The sequence below is a fragment of the Aestuariivirga litoralis genome, from assembly GCF_015714715.1.
Classification (GTDB): Bacteria; Pseudomonadota; Alphaproteobacteria; order Rhizobiales; family Aestuariivirgaceae; genus Aestuariivirga; species Aestuariivirga litoralis_A.
Window position 1 is genome coordinate 829,860 of the sequence record NZ_WAHS01000002.1, and the last position, 14,316, is coordinate 844,175.

16 protein-coding genes and 1 pseudogene are annotated in these 14,316 nt (G+C 58.7%); 8 read left to right on the top strand and 9 right to left on the bottom strand.

The features are described 5' to 3' along the window. The first annotated feature begins 147 nt into the window (after positions 1 to 147). Positions 148 to 753 carry an alpha-ketoglutarate-dependent dioxygenase AlkB family protein gene (locus F8B91_RS15865; protein ID WP_196504814.1) on the top strand — a complete coding sequence of 202 codons (606 nt, stop codon included), beginning with the start codon at positions 148 to 150 and terminating at the stop codon, positions 751 to 753. Positions 754 to 786: 33 nt separating this feature from the next. Here F8B91_RS15865 and F8B91_RS15870 read toward each other — a convergent pair whose 3' ends face one another. After that, entirely contained in the window at positions 787 to 1,368 is a 582-nt protein-coding gene (locus F8B91_RS15870) for a DUF1993 family protein (RefSeq protein ID WP_196504815.1), read from the bottom strand. Positions 1,369 to 1,453: 85 nt separating this feature from the next. Between F8B91_RS15870 and F8B91_RS15875 the strand changes: the two genes are divergently transcribed. Then, positions 1,454 to 1,882, top strand: coding sequence for a GlcG/HbpS family heme-binding protein (locus F8B91_RS15875; RefSeq protein WP_196504816.1), 429 nt, complete (start codon positions 1,454 to 1,456; stop codon positions 1,880 to 1,882). On the opposite strand, the gene F8B91_RS15880 is transcribed toward F8B91_RS15875, so the two are convergent. From F8B91_RS15880 to F8B91_RS15895, 4 genes are all read right to left on the bottom strand, one after another. Continuing rightward, positions 1,879 to 2,490, bottom strand: coding sequence for a nucleoside triphosphate hydrolase (locus tag F8B91_RS15880; RefSeq protein ID WP_196504817.1), 612 nt, complete (start codon positions 2,488 to 2,490; stop codon positions 1,879 to 1,881). The two genes, F8B91_RS15875 and F8B91_RS15880, sit on opposite strands and share 4 nt — an antisense overlap. 4 nt (positions 2,491 to 2,494) lie before the next feature. Next, positions 2,495 to 3,409 (bottom strand): ATP-binding cassette domain-containing protein, encoded by a 915-nt coding sequence (locus F8B91_RS15885; protein ID WP_246715294.1) that lies wholly within the window; start codon positions 3,407 to 3,409, stop codon positions 2,495 to 2,497. Then, complete coding sequence (locus tag F8B91_RS15890) at positions 3,406 to 4,548, bottom strand: ABC transporter permease (protein WP_196504818.1); 1,143 nt, start codon at positions 4,546 to 4,548, stop codon at positions 3,406 to 3,408. Before F8B91_RS15890 ends, F8B91_RS15885 begins: the two co-directional genes overlap by 4 nt. Before the next feature lie 114 nt (positions 4,549 to 4,662). Then, positions 4,663 to 5,613, bottom strand: a complete 951-nt coding sequence (locus F8B91_RS15895; protein WP_196505011.1) for a substrate-binding domain-containing protein — start codon at positions 5,611 to 5,613, stop codon at positions 4,663 to 4,665. A 280-nt stretch (positions 5,614 to 5,893) separates the two neighbouring features. Between F8B91_RS15895 and F8B91_RS15900 the strand changes: the two genes are divergently transcribed. From F8B91_RS15900 to F8B91_RS15915, 4 genes are read left to right on the top strand one after another with little or no spacing between them, the layout of a single operon-like run. Further along, positions 5,894 to 7,105, top strand: a complete 1,212-nt coding sequence (locus F8B91_RS15900) for an ROK family transcriptional regulator (protein WP_196504819.1) — start codon at positions 5,894 to 5,896, stop codon at positions 7,103 to 7,105. Beyond that, complete coding sequence (locus F8B91_RS15905; RefSeq protein ID WP_196504820.1) at positions 7,105 to 7,533, top strand: RbsD/FucU family protein; 429 nt, start codon at positions 7,105 to 7,107, stop codon at positions 7,531 to 7,533. The genes F8B91_RS15900 and F8B91_RS15905 overlap by 1 nt, the downstream gene beginning before the upstream one ends. A 32-nt stretch (positions 7,534 to 7,565) precedes the next feature. Further along, positions 7,566 to 8,543: a tRNA (adenosine(37)-N6)-threonylcarbamoyltransferase complex dimerization subunit type 1 TsaB gene (gene tsaB / locus F8B91_RS15910; RefSeq protein ID WP_196504821.1), complete on the top strand. Its 978-nt coding sequence runs from the start codon at positions 7,566 to 7,568 to the stop codon at positions 8,541 to 8,543. Beyond that, positions 8,540 to 9,289: a lysophospholipid acyltransferase family protein gene (locus F8B91_RS15915; protein ID WP_196504822.1), complete on the top strand. Its 750-nt coding sequence runs from the start codon at positions 8,540 to 8,542 to the stop codon at positions 9,287 to 9,289. The genes tsaB and F8B91_RS15915 overlap by 4 nt, the downstream gene beginning before the upstream one ends. Positions 9,290 to 9,311: 22 nt before the next feature. Here the strand turns inward: F8B91_RS15915 and F8B91_RS15920 are convergent, their stop codons facing one another. Genes F8B91_RS15920 through F8B91_RS15930 form a run of 3 tightly spaced genes read right to left on the bottom strand, consistent with a single transcriptional unit; the run spans position 9,312 to position 11,464 of the window. Continuing rightward, a complete protein-coding gene (locus F8B91_RS15920; protein WP_196504823.1) occupies positions 9,312 to 10,187 on the bottom strand; it encodes a PhzF family phenazine biosynthesis protein in 876 nt (291 codons plus the stop codon). Positions 10,188 to 10,226: 39 nt separating this feature from the next. Beyond that, positions 10,227 to 11,066, bottom strand: a complete 840-nt coding sequence (locus F8B91_RS15925; RefSeq protein ID WP_196504824.1) for a fumarylacetoacetate hydrolase family protein — start codon at positions 11,064 to 11,066, stop codon at positions 10,227 to 10,229. 14 nt (positions 11,067 to 11,080) lie between these two features. After that, a complete protein-coding gene (locus F8B91_RS15930; RefSeq protein WP_196504825.1) occupies positions 11,081 to 11,464 on the bottom strand; it encodes a Rid family detoxifying hydrolase in 384 nt (127 codons plus the stop codon). A 104-nt stretch (positions 11,465 to 11,568) separates the two neighbouring features. On the opposite strand from F8B91_RS15930, the gene F8B91_RS15935 reads away from it, so the two are divergent. Further along, a complete protein-coding gene (locus F8B91_RS15935) occupies positions 11,569 to 12,399 on the top strand; it encodes a helix-turn-helix transcriptional regulator (RefSeq protein WP_196504826.1) in 831 nt (276 codons plus the stop codon). Here F8B91_RS15935 and F8B91_RS15940 read toward each other — a convergent pair. Next, positions 12,356 to 13,546: a pyridoxal phosphate-dependent aminotransferase gene (locus tag F8B91_RS15940; RefSeq protein ID WP_196504827.1), complete on the bottom strand. Its 1,191-nt coding sequence runs from the start codon at positions 13,544 to 13,546 to the stop codon at positions 12,356 to 12,358. The two genes, F8B91_RS15935 and F8B91_RS15940, sit on opposite strands and share 44 nt — an antisense overlap. Before the next feature lie 139 nt (positions 13,547 to 13,685). On the opposite strand from F8B91_RS15940, the pseudogene F8B91_RS16970 reads away from it, so the two are divergent. Continuing rightward, a pseudogene (locus F8B91_RS16970) lies at positions 13,686 to 14,120 on the top strand (tRNA (N6-isopentenyl adenosine(37)-C2)-methylthiotransferase MiaB); the annotation flags it as partial. Positions 14,121 to 14,316 lie beyond the last annotated feature (196 nt).

The window sequence follows — 14,316 nt, forward strand, 5'->3', positions numbered from 1 at the left end:
CTTGGGCCCCGGCCCAAACCGGCGCCGGGAATAAGCCCCCTATTGAATTCAGCCTTGAAAATCCGGGTGGGACTCCAATTGGCGTTCATGGGGCTATATAGGGAGGGCCCCATAGCCCATCAAGGCAGTGATTTGAAGAATTTTTGAATGCTGATCCAAGGTATTTCCCATCATCCGAGCGTTCTGGAGCGGCCCGCACAAGAAAGCCTGGTCGAAAGCCTGCGCGCTGCCGTGCTGCAGAGCCCGCTTTACACACCCGTCATGCCCCGAACGGGGAGGCCCTTTTCAGTGCGCATGACCAATATGGGAACCCTGGGCTGGGTAGCGGACCGTGACGGCTATCGTTATCAGGCCATGCATCCCCAAACCGGCCAGCCCTGGGCACCGATTCCGCATGTGCTGCTGGAGCTGTGGCAGAAATATGCGGGCTATCCACATCCGCCGGAAGCCTGCCTGGTCAATTTCTACCAGCAAGGTGCCAAGATGGGCCTGCATCAGGATAGAGATGAGGAAGATTTCAACGCTCCCGTTCTATCCGTCTCGCTCGGCGACACAGCCGTCTTCCGCTTAGGCGGCACGCAGCGCGTTGGCAAGACGCAAACGTTGAAACTCTCCTCCGGCGACGTGCTGGTGATGGGCGGCCCCTCACGCCTGTGTTTCCACGGCATAGACCGCGTGCTGACCGGCACCTCGACGTTGCTGAAAGAGGGCGGCCGCATCAATCTCACTTTGCGGCGCGTGACGAAACCTTGATCATGCCTTCAAGCTGTTGCGGTAAGAAGTGGATCAAGGCTTGGTCAAATTCACTGTCTGCAATGCACCAAGATAATCGGACTTGCCGATGCTGATGTCCCTGTGACGCAGGATCCCATAAGCGATGACCATATGGAAATAGAAGTCCGGCACGATCACCTTCGCGGCGTAGTCCAGAAGGCTCATGCCCTTGCTGTCATCCATGAAGGTCGGCACCACCTGATCGGCTCGTTTGGCAACATCCTGCACAGGGATTGACCCCAGATAGGCGGCCGCGGCTGCAAGGCTTTGCCGGGCCTCCTGCCAGGTTGTTTCGTCATAACCGACACGTGGCGGCGGCACTTTTGTCAAATGACGTGCCAGATCGACCGAAAGAAAAGCCATGTACTGCAATTGCTGCAGCAGATTGAACATGTCGGGATGAAGCCTGGCCTCAAGCAAAGCGGGCGCCGAAGTGCCGGGCTGCGCTTGCGCCTTGTCGAGAAGGACCGCCATGTTCTGCAGACCACTTTGCAGGGCGCCGATGGTCAACAGATGAACTGAGCTGCCGTCCGATGGTGCCGTCATGGGATCCTCCTCAAGCAAACGCCAGCTCATCGTTGCGCCAATTTCCATACAATGCCAAGTCTCACATAGAGATGCATTGTTGACAGGGTTCGGCGAGAAGCGCATCGCAAGGCTTCATTCCGGAGCCCCTGCCATGTCCCTCACCCTTGAAGCCGCACAAGCGATCATCGCCAAAACCTTCGAACACCGCAAAAGCGCCAACATGAAGCCGCTGGGCGCTGTAATCATGGATATGCGCGGTGTGGTGAAGGCTGCGGCACTGGAAGACGGCTCGTCGCTGGCGCGCTTCGACATTGCCAGTGCCAAGGCCCGCACTTGCGTGATGTTCAACATCGGCACGCGCGGCGTGGAAAAATACGCCAAGGACCGTCCGCATTTCATGCAAGGCGCGATGAGTGCCATTTCCGGCGGCTTGCTGCCGATTCCAGGCGGCGTGATCATCAAGGACAAAGCTGGCCTAATTATTGGTTCAATTGGCGTATCCGGCGATACGTCTGACAATGATGAGATTGCCGCCCTGGCCGGCATCGTCGCAGCAGGCTTTGTGGGTGACGCCGGCTAGACCGTTAGATCCGCAGCCGCGCTCTCATTGAGCACGGTGCGGATATTGGGCATGTCATTGGACGCGATCCACGCCGTGGCCTTTTCATCTGAAAAACCGAAGCCGTGCCAACGCGCCATCAGGCGGCGTTCAAGTTCCGCCTCTGGCACGTTCAGAAAGACGGTGTAGTCGAAGAGCGGTTTCAGCCCCGCCCAACCCGGCTGGTCCAGCAGCAGGTAGTTGCCTTCCACCACGATGAACTTGTCATCGCCATTGATGATGTCAGCTGCCGCGCGCGAAAGCTCCACCTTCCGGTCAAACACCGGAATGGCAATATCAGGCTCGCGCGCCTTGATGCGTTTCAGCAGAACTTCAAATCCCGCCACATCGAATGTATAGGGCGCACCCTTTCTGGCGCGGTGGCCGCGTGCATTGAGCACCGCATCATCAAAGTGAAAGCCATCCATCGGCACCACGACGGCGCTTTCGCCCTTGGCTTTCAGCGCATCGCGCAAATGTTCGGCCAGAGTGGATTTGCCAGACCCCGGAGCACCAGCGATGCCCACCATGTAACGCGCGGCACCACCAGCCCGTTGTTGCAGACTGGAAGCAAGTTCCGAAATATCCATGGGCCTAGTTTGCCATGAGGTCCGGCGGCGGTGCCTTGGCACCCGTCATCAGGGCAACAGCATCCGACATCGAATAATCCTTGGGGTTGATCACGCAAAGTCTGCGGCCAAGCCGGTGAATATGGATGCGGTCACACACCTCAAACACATGCGGCATGTTATGCGAAATCAGTACAATCGGCATGCCGCGCTTTCGCACGTCCTTGATCAGTTCCAAAACGCGGCGGGATTCTTTTACGCCCAATGCAGCGGTCGGTTCATCCATGATCACCACTTTGGACCCGAAGGCGGCGGCGCGTGCCACGGCAACACCTTGGCGCTGGCCGCCGGACAGTGTTTCCACCGCCTGGTTGATGTTCTGGATGGTCATCAGGCCCAGTTCAGAGAGCTTGTCGCGAGCGAATTTCTGCATGCGCGACCGGTCAGACAGGCGGAATAGCGTACCCAAAATGCCCGGCTTCCTCCATTCGCGACCCAGGAACATGTTGTCGGCGATCGAAAGCGCCGGAGAGAGTGCCAAGTTCTGATACACCGTTTCAATACCGGCATTGCTGGCATCCTGCGGCGAGCGGAAATTGACCGGCTGGCCATCCAGCGTGATCTCGCCGTGGTCGGGTGCCACGGCACCGCAGAGAGCTTTGATCAAGGTCGACTTGCCAGCACCGTTGTCGCCGATCACGCCGAGGATTTCCCCCGGATAGAGGTCGAAATCGGCGCCGTTCATGGCCACGACCTGCCCGTAGCGCTTCAACAAACCGCGCGCACTTAGGATGGGCTGCTGCTTTTCCAGGCCCGGATTGTTAGGCGCCTTGCTGACCGCCTCGAAATGGGCGACAGGGGCGGCGCTCTTGGCCGCCTTTTTTGGAGCAGCCTTTTTAGGCGCAGCCTTCGTCTTGCTTGCCACTTTCTTCGCACTCATTGTGAAGCCCTCCGCAGCCATTGATCAAGCGCCACGGCGAAGATCACCAGTGAGCCTGCAGCAAAATATTGCCAATAGTCATCGACACCCGCAATCGCGAGGCCGGTGGTGAACACGCCCACGATGACAGCACCGATCACCGAGCCGGCGATCGAGCCGCGCCCACCAAAGAGCGACGTGCCGCCGATCACCGTGGCCGTGATGGAATCAAGATTGACGGTTTCAAACGCGATCGGCGAAACCGAGCCGATGCGGCCAATCGCAACCCAGGCGCCGAAGCCGCAGATCATTCCGGCCAGCGCATAGACTGAAATCAGCACGCGGCGGGTTTGGATACCGGTCAGCATGGCAGCATCCGGATCGTCACCGATGGCATGCACATGGCGGCCCCAGGCCGTGCGGTAAAGCATGTACCAGACCAGGACTGCGAGCAGCAGCAGGGCAATCGTGCCCAGAATGATGGTGGCGTCGCCGTCAGCCGGCGGCGTGTTGAAGGTTACATGAAAACCATCGCCGAACCCGACATTGATGTTCTTACCGAAGAACAGCAGCGATGGGGTTTTCTCTTCCAAGTCCATCGCGCGGATCGATTGCGAACCGGTGTACCACAGCTTCAGCGCGTTGAAGACGTTCAGCGTGCCGAGTGTGACGATGAAGGGTGGAATTTTGGCATAGGTAACCAGAATGCCATTGACCCAGCCCATGGCAGCCGCGAACAGCATGCCGAAGGGCACCGCTACGAGCACCGGAACACCGGCTTCAACCGCAAACTTGCCCATGATCATCGAGCTGACCACCAGGATGGCACCGACCGAAAGATCGATGCCGGCAGTCAGGATGATGATAGTTTGCGCGATGGCAACGATGCCCGTCACCGTCACCTGCGCAAGAATGGTTGAAAGGGCGTTTGCGGAAAGAAAGTTATTGGGACTGATCAGGGTCGCATTGATCCCGAAGATCAAAAGGCTGCCCAACAGAATCATCGCGGGGATGGATGTTGGATATTCGCGCAGGAAACCGCGCAGCTTGAACATGAAGCCCAGGCTGGACGTATCAAACGAGGCGACATTCTTGTCGGCCTGTTCGAGCTTGGCTTCGAAATCAGAAATGGTTTTCGTCGGCGTTGAATTGTCGCTCATTCAGCCCTCTTGTCGCGTTCCCTGTCACTTTCATGGCGCTTCTTGTTGAGCGCTTGGTAGACAAGGGGCGACGCTAACGCCGCCCCTTGCAGAGATCAAGTCAGTATCTGGCGATTAGCCCCAGCACTTGGCCAGGCCTTCCTTGGTGTCGATGGACTTGACACCTTCGGCAGGCTTGTCGGTGATCAGGTTCACACCGGTGTTCATGAAGCTCAGGCCTTCAGTGGCCTTCGGCTTGGTGCCGTCCTTGGCGAAAGCCGCAATGGCTTCGATGCCCTTGGAGGCCATAAGCAGCGGATATTGCTGCGAGGTGGCACCAATGACGCCAGCAGCCACGTTCTTCACGCCGGGGCAGCCACCGTCAACGGAAACGATGAGCACGCCCTTTTCCTTGCCGGCCTTCTTCAAAGCCTGGAAGGCGCCTTCAGCAGCCGGTTCGTTGATGGTGTAAACGACGTTAATGCCAGGATCCTTGGCGAGCAGGGTTTCCATGGCCTTCTGGCCGCCTTCCGGATTGGCTTGCGATTCGCCGTGACCGATGACGCGCGGATCCTTTTCAGAACCCAGCACCTTCTTGTCCGGAACATCGATGCCGAAGCCAGTCAGGAAGCCCGTGTCACGCAGAACGTCAACCGAGATGTTGTCCTTGTTGATGTCGAGCATGGCAATCTTGGCATCCTTGGCCTTGTCGCCCAGCTGTGCCTTGGCCCAGGAGCCAATCAGCGTGCCGGCTTCAAAGTTGTCGGTTGCGAAGGTGATGTCCTGGCCTTCCGCGTCACCCAGCGGGGTGTCGAGCGAAATCACCAGGATGCCCTTGGCGCGGGCGGCCTTGAGGGCCGGACCAACCGAGTCGTTCGACGGGGTGATCAGGATGCCCTTGGCGCCAGCGGCGACACAGTTTTCAATGGCGGTGATCTGAGGAGCAGCGTCGCCGTCTTTCACGCCAGCGAAGGACTTGAGGTCAACGCCAGCATCTTTGGCGCCTTTTTCTGCGCCTTCCTTCATCTTCACGAAGAAGGGGTTGGTGTTGTTCTTGGTGATCAGGCAGGCGCTGGTGCCGGCCATTGCAGTCGAGGCGAAGGCCACAAGGGCAGCGCCAGCCAGAGCTGTTTTAAGAATTGTCTTCACGGTGTTTCTCCCATTGTCGGTTCCATTGTTGGAACCTCTTGTTGTTGAAAGCCGGTGGCCAGGCCACCGCCAATCAAACTCATCATGGAATCAATTCCGGCGTCCTGTCAATAAGTACATCGGCCTGATTTATTCGTTGACAGAATTTCATGCGGGGCGGAAGCTTGCCTGAAATAACGACAAGGCCGGGAACACGGCCACGGGAAACGCGTCGAATATGGATCAGGTCATCTCGAATGAGGCCCGCAAGGATGCGCGCGGCACGACGCAGGCTGGCGTGCGCCTGTATAATGAGCGGCTGATCCTGTCGCTGATCCGCCGCCATGGCGCGTTGCCCAAGGCAGAATTGGCGCGGCTGACTGGCCTTTCAGCCCAAACTGTTTCCGTCATTGTGCGCCAGCTGGAACAAGACGCCCTTCTGATCAAGGGCGAGCCGCAGCGCGGCAAGGTGGGCCAGCCACTGGTGCCTTTTACGCTCAATCCCGATGGTGCCTATTCGATGGGCCTTAAAGTCGGGCGGCGTTCATCCGAACTGGTGCTCCTCGACATGGCGGGAGAAGTGCGTGATCGCGCCCGCCAGACTTACCGTATTCCAGAGCCGGCACTGGTTCTCGGTTTTGCCAAGGAAGCTATTGCCCTGCTCACCAAACGACTGAAGCCATCGCAGCGCAAGAGCGTGGCAGGCCTGGGGATTGCAGCACCCTTCGAGCTTTGGAACTGGCAGGAAGAACAGCGCGCCCCGCCAGGTGCGCTTGATGGCTGGAAGGAGATTGACCTCGTCGCGCGAGTCGCCGCCATGACCAAGATTCCGGTCTTTGATTGCAATGACGCTACCGCTGCCTGTGCGGCCGAGCTGCTGTTCGGCAAGGGCCGCATCTACAAGAATTTCAGCTATCTGTTCGTGGGTTATTTCATCGGCGGCGGCACAGTGATCGGTGGCAGCGTCTTTCCCGGCCGCAGCGGTTATTCCGGTGCCTATGGCCCGCTGCCGATCATGGGCAGCAATGGAAAGCTGGAACAATTGATCCGCCATGCCAGCGTTTACGCTTTGGAAAAAGACCTGGTGGGGCAAGGCCAAGACCCGATGTTGCTTGCCGATTCACCCTCCGACTGGTCCGGCGCTGAACCTGCCTTGAGCCACTGGATTGCATCCACCGCATCATCCCTGGCGCAAGCTGTTGTGGCCACCATGTCGGTGGTGGAATTTGATGCCATCATCATTGATGGCGCCTTGCCTGACGATGTGCGCCAGGAACTACTGGCTGAAACCAGAAAGCAGCTCGGCACGCTCGATCTGCGCGGCCTGCCAGATTTCGCCATCGAGGAAGGCTCGATGGGCCGTGATGCCCGCGCCCGCGGTGCTGCCGCACTTCCCCTGTTTGCCCATTTCATGATTGACCGTGATGTTTTGTTCAAGGAACCCATTTGATGTTGAGAGGAATTAACCCGCTGCTGAGCCCAGACCTGCTCAAGGTACTGTGTGCCATGGGCCATGGCGACGAGATTGCCATTGTTGATGGCAATTACCCGGCGGATACCGATGCAAAGCGCCTGGTGCGTCTCGATGGCCATTCAGCCACCGATATTCTCGAGGCCTGCCTCTCGGTCATTCCACTCGATGAAATGGTGCCCGATTGCGCCTTCCGCCCGGCCGCAGGCGGCGATCCCAAGCGCATCGAACCGATTTTCACCGACTTCGAAAAGATCGTGAAGAAGTGGGAACCGGCGCGCGACGTCAAGCCGCTTATCGGCAAGGAGTTCTATGACCGCGTCAAAGCCTGCTACGCCATCGTGGCCTCCGGCGAGCGCCGGCTTTATGGCAATATCGTCCTCAAGAAGGGCGTGATCCACCCTTGAGTGTGCCGCGCGTTGGTGTTTAACACCCGCTTATGATCGTGCTGGCCATCGATACCTGCTTCAACCGCTGCGCGGCCTGTCTCTATGACAGTGCTGCGGGGATCATGCTGGCCGAGGAAGCGCAGATAATGGAGCGCGGCCATGCCGAAGCGCTTGCACCTCTGGTGCAGCGGGTGATCAAAAACCAAAGGCTTGACCGCATCGCCGTCACCACCGGGCCCGGCACCTTTACCGGCTTGCGCATCGGTCTAAGCTTTGCCCGCGCTTTGGGTCTGGCGAAATCCATTCCGGTGATCGGGCTTGATACGCTCCATGCCGTGGCTTTGACTCATCGCGGCGTGACGGTGGCGCATCACGCCGGCAAGAGTGGATTCGTCTACGTGCTGCGCGCAGATGCTTCAGCAGATATCGAACTGTTGAAGCATGAGGACATGGATCAAACGGAGCTTCGCGGAACCGCAGCGGCCAGCGGTGACCTGCCAAACCTTGCCGCACTGGCGCGTTTCGCTGCAGCGCAGCCCCTGCCGGCACACATGCCAAGTCCGGTCTATCTGCGCGAGGCCGATGCCAAGCCGCAGGCCGCACCTGGCATGACACGAGCAGCAGCGCTGGAGGATCTGCCACAGCTTGCCGCGCTCCATTCTGCAAGTTTTCCGCATGGCTGGAACGTTGCGGATATGGAATCCATGTTGGTCATTCCCGGCACGCAAGCCTTCGTGGTGGAGCTGGCAGATAAAGTCATCGGCATGGTGATTGTCCGGGCCATTGCCGGTGAAGCAGAGATTCTCACCATCTGCGTCGCCCCTGCCTTTCGTCACAAGGGCATCGGACGAAAGCTGATGCAGGCCGTGGCGGTCTTGCCTTTCGACAAGATTTTCCTCGAAGTCGCCCACACCAATGAAGCGGCGCGCGCGCTCTACAAGGCGCATGGCTTTGTCGAAACCGGCCTCCGCAAAGCCTATTACAGCGATGGCGCCGATGCGGTGCTGATGACGCGGGCTCTCACATGAATATCGTGTTTGCAGTGATCAAGGCCTTGGCCTTCGTCCTGCTCACGCTACCGCTGATGCCGGTGCAATGGCTTTTGCTGAAAATCGAAGGCCCCTTCGCCAAACGCCTCCCGCATCTTTATCACCGCCTCGTCTGCAAAATCATCGGTCTCACGCTGGAGATCGAGGGCGCGATGAAAAGCGAAGGCTTGCTGGTCGCCAACCACACGTCATGGGCGGATATTCCCGTGCTGTCGGCACTGCATCCGGTGTCCTTCATTGCCAAGAAGGAAGTGAACACCTGGCCCTTCTTCGGATCTCTGGCGCGCCTGCAGCGCACGGTCTTTGTCAATCGTGAGCGCCGCAGTTCGACGGGTGAAAGTGCCAGCGAAATGCTGGATCGCCTCACCTCAGGTGACACGCTGGTGCTGTTTCCCGAAGGCACCTCACATCATGGCGGCTGGCTGAAGCCCTTCAAATCTTCCTTCTTCGGCGCGGTGGAAGGCACGGATATTCCGCTGATCCCCGTCACCGTCAGCTATCACCGCCTGAACGGGTTGCCGCTCACCTTGCGTCAGCGTCATGCCATCGCATGGATCGGCGATGTGGATTTGCTGCCGCATCTCTGGGATTTCCTGAAGGGCGGGCCTGTCTCGGTAAAGCTTACGATTCACCCGGCTTTGCGACCGTCGGACTTCAAGGATCGCAAGACGCTATCGCTCGCGGCGCAAAGCGTGATCGGTGCGAGCCTTCATTTCACGGCGTGAATTTGCACACCGATCCACCGTTTCAAATGGCAATGATGCCATCGACGCAGGTGACGCAATCACCACCAATTTGCACCACGCCTTGCGCGTCCACTGCAACGTCGATCAGGCCATTCCTGCCGATGCAGCGCCCCTGCGAGGCAGTGTATTTTCCGCCACCGGCACCGAGCAGGCCACGCTCCCAATGAAAGGCGGCAACGCAACCATTTCCGCTTCCACATACGGGGTCTTCGTCCACGCCATGCGCTGGTGCAAATGTGCGCACTTCAATTCCGGCAGCGCCCTGTTCATGCGCGCCGAACAAGGTGATGCCGATCACTTTGAGCTTGGTCGAGAGCGCTGAGAGGCGGGCCAAGTCAGGTTTCAATTGGAGCACCGCTGCGGAGCTTTCCAGACATGCAACAATCCAGACAGCACCAACATCGACAATCGCAGGAGCGACCTCGCGGTCAATCCTGCGGCCAAGGATGCGCTCAAGCTCGTCAAGATCCTCCTTCTGTATCGCGGTGAAGCTGGCCTTTGGCAGATTGAATGCCAGTCCATGTTTTCCGGAGCGGTCTTTCACGCTGACGTCAATGAGGCCAACCTTGCATTCCTGTACAAGCCGCCCATCTTGCCTGGGCGTGACGCGGCCGGCTTCAAGCAAGGCGTGGGCGCTGCCCAGCGTCGGGTGGCCGGCAAACGGCAATTCGCCCCTTGGCGTAAATATCCGCAGCAGAAAGTCGGCTGCCGCGGAAGATGGCGGCAAGACAAAAGTCGTCTCGGAAAGGTTTGTCCACCTTGCGATGGCCTGCATGTCTTCAGTGGCGAGACCTTCGCTGTCCAATACAACGGCTACCGGATTTCCCAGAAGGGGCCGTGAAGTGAAAACATCGACAACTTTGTAGACTCGTTTCATCACCTGCTCCCTTGTGGAATATCAACAACCCATTTGATCTCAGTCAGTGACTGTGCAGAGTTGCTCGCCTAGACCATCAATGCCGCAGTGGATCACGTCCCCGGCAGCAAGATAGTCCGGCTTTGGCTTGTTGAAGGCCACGCCAAATGGTGTGCCGGTCAGCACGGCATCGCCGGGCATCAGGCGCATGAATTCGCTTAAATGCGCAACGATCTGCGGCACCGAAAAAACCAGACGGCGGAGATGTGTATCTTGCCGGACGACATCATTCTTTTTGAGCCAGATTCGGCGGGTTGCCAGATCACGCATCTCATCCGCCGTCACCAGCCAGGGTCCGAACGGGCAAAATGTGTCGGCGCTTTTGGCCTTGCTCCATTGGCCCCCACGGTTGAACTGCCATTCCCGCTCGGTGAGGTCGTTGGCAACAGTGTAACCCGCGACGGCGGCGAGAGCCTCGCCTTCATCCACATTGGCAACCTCCCGGCCGATGACAAAGGCCAGCTCCACTTCCCAGTCGACGGCGCTGGCGGTCTTGGGAATCCTGATCGCATCATGGGGGCCGCAAAGTGCGGTTGGTGACTTGAAGAAGACCAGGGGTTCCTTGGGTATTTCAAATCCGGTTTCGGCGGCATGGTCTGCATAGTTCAGGCCGATGCAGATGATCTTGCCGGGTGTGGCCACCGGCGGGCCAAGACGGACCCCCGCTGCAACAACAGGGAATGTTGCAGGATCGCGTGATGCCAGTGCTGCAAGCGATGCCTTGCCAAGCGTCTCGCCCGCCCAATCTGCAACGACACCAGACACGTCGCGGATCCGGCCCTGTTGGTCTACAAGGCCAGGGCGCTCCGCGCCAGCTTCACCAAAGCGGACGAGTTTCATCGCAGGCCCACCAATCAGGACTGTCTTGCGATCACGTCAATTTCGACGCGTGCGCCCAATGGCAGCTTGGCCACCTGCACCGTGGTGCGGGCCGGAAAAGGCGCACTGAACATTTTGGCGTAGATGGCGTTCATCGCCGAAAAGTCATTCATGTCGGCCAGAAAGACATTGGCCTTGATCACGTTGTCAAAGCTAAGGCCGGCCGCACGCAGCACGCTTTTGACATTTTCAAAAGCCTGGTTCGTTTCGGCTTCCAGGCCGCCCGCGACCATTGCTCCGGTCTTGGGGTCCTGGCCCACCTGACCAGATGCATAGAGAAGCTCACCGGCCCAGACGGCATGTGCGAAGGGCCCGGCAGACGGTGCGAGGTCGGACGCGGTGACGGTTGATCGTTTCATTTGGCAGCCTTTCCAACGGCACAAGGGGAACCAGCGTGACGGAACCCCGCGACTTGTCTATACTTTGCATGGATTGAACCGGGCTTCTTGTCGGATATTGACCTATGGCCACGCCACAATTTGAAAGCCCGCTTGACCGGGCCACATTCCGCAAGACCGGCATGTTCGGTGGCTTTGACGTGATGTCGGCGCGCTTTGTGCACCACTCTTTCGCGCCCCATACGCATGATGAACTGATGATCGGTGTCATCCATGCTGGCGTGAAGGCATTCCGGCGCGGAAGGGCAACACAATTTGCCGCGCCGGGAAATCTTTCCGTCGTCAATCCCGGTGAGATGCATACCGGTGAGCGCGAGCAGGGCACCGAGCTGGTTTACGGTGCGCTCTATCTACCGCATGCATCTCTGGCGGCAATGTTTCCGGACCAGCCGCTCTCCGGTTCAGCAATCCGGCAACCGGTCATTGAGGACCCGGAAATCTGGCAAGGCCTGGCATGCACGCATCATGCGATGATGGCTGGCGGCGACGATGGCGCTGCCGGGGAAGCATTGACCTGGGCCATTGCATTGCTGTTTCACCGCTATGGGACAAACACCGTTCCTCAATCCGAAGCGGGCTGCCCAGCTGCGATAAAATCTGCCATTCAATTCATGCAGGCCCGCGCGGGCGATCCTATCAGCTTGGAAGAAGTGTCGAAAACAGCAGGCATCGGCCTGTTTCATCTCATCCGCCTCTTTCGCAAACACCTTGGCATGACGCCACATGCCTATCTGACCCAGATTCGCATCTCCAGATCACAGCAGCTTCTCAAGCTGGGTGCCCCGATTGCCCAGATCGCATTGGATGTGGGTTTTGCCGATCAGGCGCATTTCACCAAGCGCTTCAAACAGCTCACGGGGACGAGTCCCGCGCATTACGCGAAATCGGTCCAGTAGAAGCTGTAGCTTTGAGCACCGAGGACAATGTCTCCAAGGCTGAGGGCAGGATGCTGATCGGCAAATAGCCAAAGCCAAGTCGCAGGACAGACGAAGATTCACCAAACCAGGCGCCATTGCCGATTTGAAGTTCGGCCTTTGGGAGAGCCGACCAGAATCTGGCAACGCCATCTGCGTCGAAGGCGCTGGCCTTCAGCCTCAGGCAACAGAGCGCACCGCCATCCGGCTTGACCCACTCCACAAAGCTTTTGTTGCTTTCGATCCAACCGGCAACTTGGGAAAGCCCTTCCGCAAGCAGGCTGCGCCGCGCGGCGAGGATGTTCTCGCGATTTTCCAAAACGACTGCCGCCAGGGTTTCGTCAAGGGTCGAGCCGGACAGCACGATGTTCATTTTTGCAATGGTGATCCGATCACGAAGGTCGCGATCCCTGATGGTGAGCCAGCCGACCCTGAGGCCCGGAGCACCATGGGCCTTGGACACAGATCCACCCGTGATGACCTTCTCATCGAGATGGGCAGCGCTGGGCGGTGGGACGCTGTCGCCATAGGTGGCATCGCGGTAGATCTCGTCGATGAAGAGGCGTGCGGTTGGCGCCTTGGTGCGCATCACATCGAGGATGGCCTTGATCTCCTGCAGCCCGGTGAAAACGCCGCTGGGGTTTTGCGGGCTGGCGATGCTGACGAGTTTGGTGCGTTCGTTGAGAAGCGGCGCAATCAAATCCGCTGTCAGCTTGTAACCCCGGTCAAAGGCTAATCTGCATTCGCGCACAATGGCCCCAGCGCCCAGAAGCGAGTCGCGCGCGACCGGGAAGCAGGGCGTGGCAATGACCACTTCATCCCCGGGGCGGCAAAGTTCGAGCGCCAGCAGAAACAGGCCGAGTGCCGTGCCTTGCGTGGTGACCACTTCCTCCGGCGCAACCCCTGTCAGCGCTGCAACACACGATCGAAGGCGGGGCAGGCCGACAGATGAACCATATCCCAATTTGAGGCAGTCCAGCGCCGCGGCGCCCCCGGCCATTTCGAGGATCTCGCCGAAAGTCAGGTCCTGCGCGGTGCTTTCAGCCAGGTTGTAGCGCCGGTTGATATCCAGCAGCGAGATGATCTCGTTATAGGGAAAGCGCCCCTTCCAATTTGAACTGCCAGTCATGCCACCCTCATGTTTTCAATGAAGTGGGCGTTAGACCTCCGGGCAGTCCGGCGTCTTGTCGAAAGTTGCCATGACCCCCACTTGCGCTACCCCCGTCCCGATGACCAATAAAGTCCTGATCAAGACCTAAGGCTGCCAGATGAATGTCTATGATTCGTCACGCATGCGCGATGTGCTGGCGCCCTTGGGCTATGATGAAACCACCAGCGTGGACGAAGCTGATTTCGTCATCCTCAACACCTGCCACATCCGCGAGAAGGCCGCCGACAAAGTCTATTCCGAACTCGGCAAATTGCGCGACATGAAGGAAGAGCGCGCGGCCGGCGGCAAGGAGATGCTGATCGCGGTCGCAGCCTGCGTGGGCCAGGCCGAGGGCGGCGAGATCATCAAGCGCAACAAGGGCGTTGATCTTGTCTTTGGCCCGCAAACCTATCACCGCTTGCCGGAGCTGATGAAGCAGCGCGCCGAGCAGGGCCGCGCCGTGGTCGAAACCGAATTCGCGGTTGAACGCAAATTTGAAGGCTTGGCCTCGGCACCGCAAGCCATCGGCTCGGTCGCATCCTTCCTCACCATCCATGTACCGTTGCGGCCTTCGGACTTCAAGGATCGCAAGGCGCTGGCAGCGGCGGCAAGGCGAGTTATGGGAGGCAGTGGGGAGATCCGAGATTTTCGGTTGTGAAACGTTGACACAATTCCAAAATTACAAGTCCAGGTAGCGGGTGATATCGCAATTTTAACCCTACTGATGAACTAAGCCGTAATTGCGTAAA

Excerpts from the sequence above, each read along its gene's own strand:
- F8B91_RS15890 (WP_196504818.1), bottom strand. The coding sequence starts at position 4,548 with ATGAGCGACAATTCAACGCCGACGAAAACCATTTCTGATTTCGAAGCC.
- F8B91_RS15870 (WP_196504815.1), bottom strand. The coding sequence starts at position 1,368 with ATGGAAATTGGCGCAACGATGAGCTGGCGTTTGCTTGAGGAGGATCCC.
- F8B91_RS15935 (WP_196504826.1), top strand. The coding sequence starts at position 11,569 with ATGGCCACGCCACAATTTGAAAGCCCGCTTGACCGGGCCACATTCCGC.
- F8B91_RS15895 (WP_196505011.1), bottom strand. The coding sequence starts at position 5,613 with ATGGCCGGCACCAGCGCCTGCCTGATCACCAAGAACAACACCAACCCC.
- F8B91_RS15880 (WP_196504817.1), bottom strand. The coding sequence starts at position 2,490 with ATGGATATTTCGGAACTTGCTTCCAGTCTGCAACAACGGGCTGGTGGT.
- F8B91_RS15885 (WP_246715294.1), bottom strand. The coding sequence starts at position 3,409 with ATGAGTGCGAAGAAAGTGGCAAGCAAGACGAAGGCTGCGCCTAAAAAG.
- F8B91_RS15930 (WP_196504825.1), bottom strand. The coding sequence starts at position 11,464 with ATGAAACGATCAACCGTCACCGCGTCCGACCTCGCACCGTCTGCCGGG.
- F8B91_RS15915 (WP_196504822.1), top strand. The coding sequence starts at position 8,540 with ATGAATATCGTGTTTGCAGTGATCAAGGCCTTGGCCTTCGTCCTGCTC.
- F8B91_RS15920 (WP_196504823.1), bottom strand. The coding sequence starts at position 10,187 with ATGAAACGAGTCTACAAAGTTGTCGATGTTTTCACTTCACGGCCCCTT.
- tsaB (WP_196504821.1), top strand. The coding sequence starts at position 7,566 with ATGATCGTGCTGGCCATCGATACCTGCTTCAACCGCTGCGCGGCCTGT.
- F8B91_RS15925 (WP_196504824.1), bottom strand. The coding sequence starts at position 11,066 with ATGAAACTCGTCCGCTTTGGTGAAGCTGGCGCGGAGCGCCCTGGCCTT.
- F8B91_RS15875 (WP_196504816.1), top strand. The coding sequence starts at position 1,454 with ATGTCCCTCACCCTTGAAGCCGCACAAGCGATCATCGCCAAAACCTTC.
- F8B91_RS15905 (WP_196504820.1), top strand. The coding sequence starts at position 7,105 with ATGTTGAGAGGAATTAACCCGCTGCTGAGCCCAGACCTGCTCAAGGTA.
- F8B91_RS15865 (WP_196504814.1), top strand. The coding sequence starts at position 148 with ATGCTGATCCAAGGTATTTCCCATCATCCGAGCGTTCTGGAGCGGCCC.
- F8B91_RS15940 (WP_196504827.1), bottom strand. The coding sequence starts at position 13,546 with ATGACTGGCAGTTCAAATTGGAAGGGGCGCTTTCCCTATAACGAGATC.
- F8B91_RS15900 (WP_196504819.1), top strand. The coding sequence starts at position 5,894 with ATGGATCAGGTCATCTCGAATGAGGCCCGCAAGGATGCGCGCGGCACG.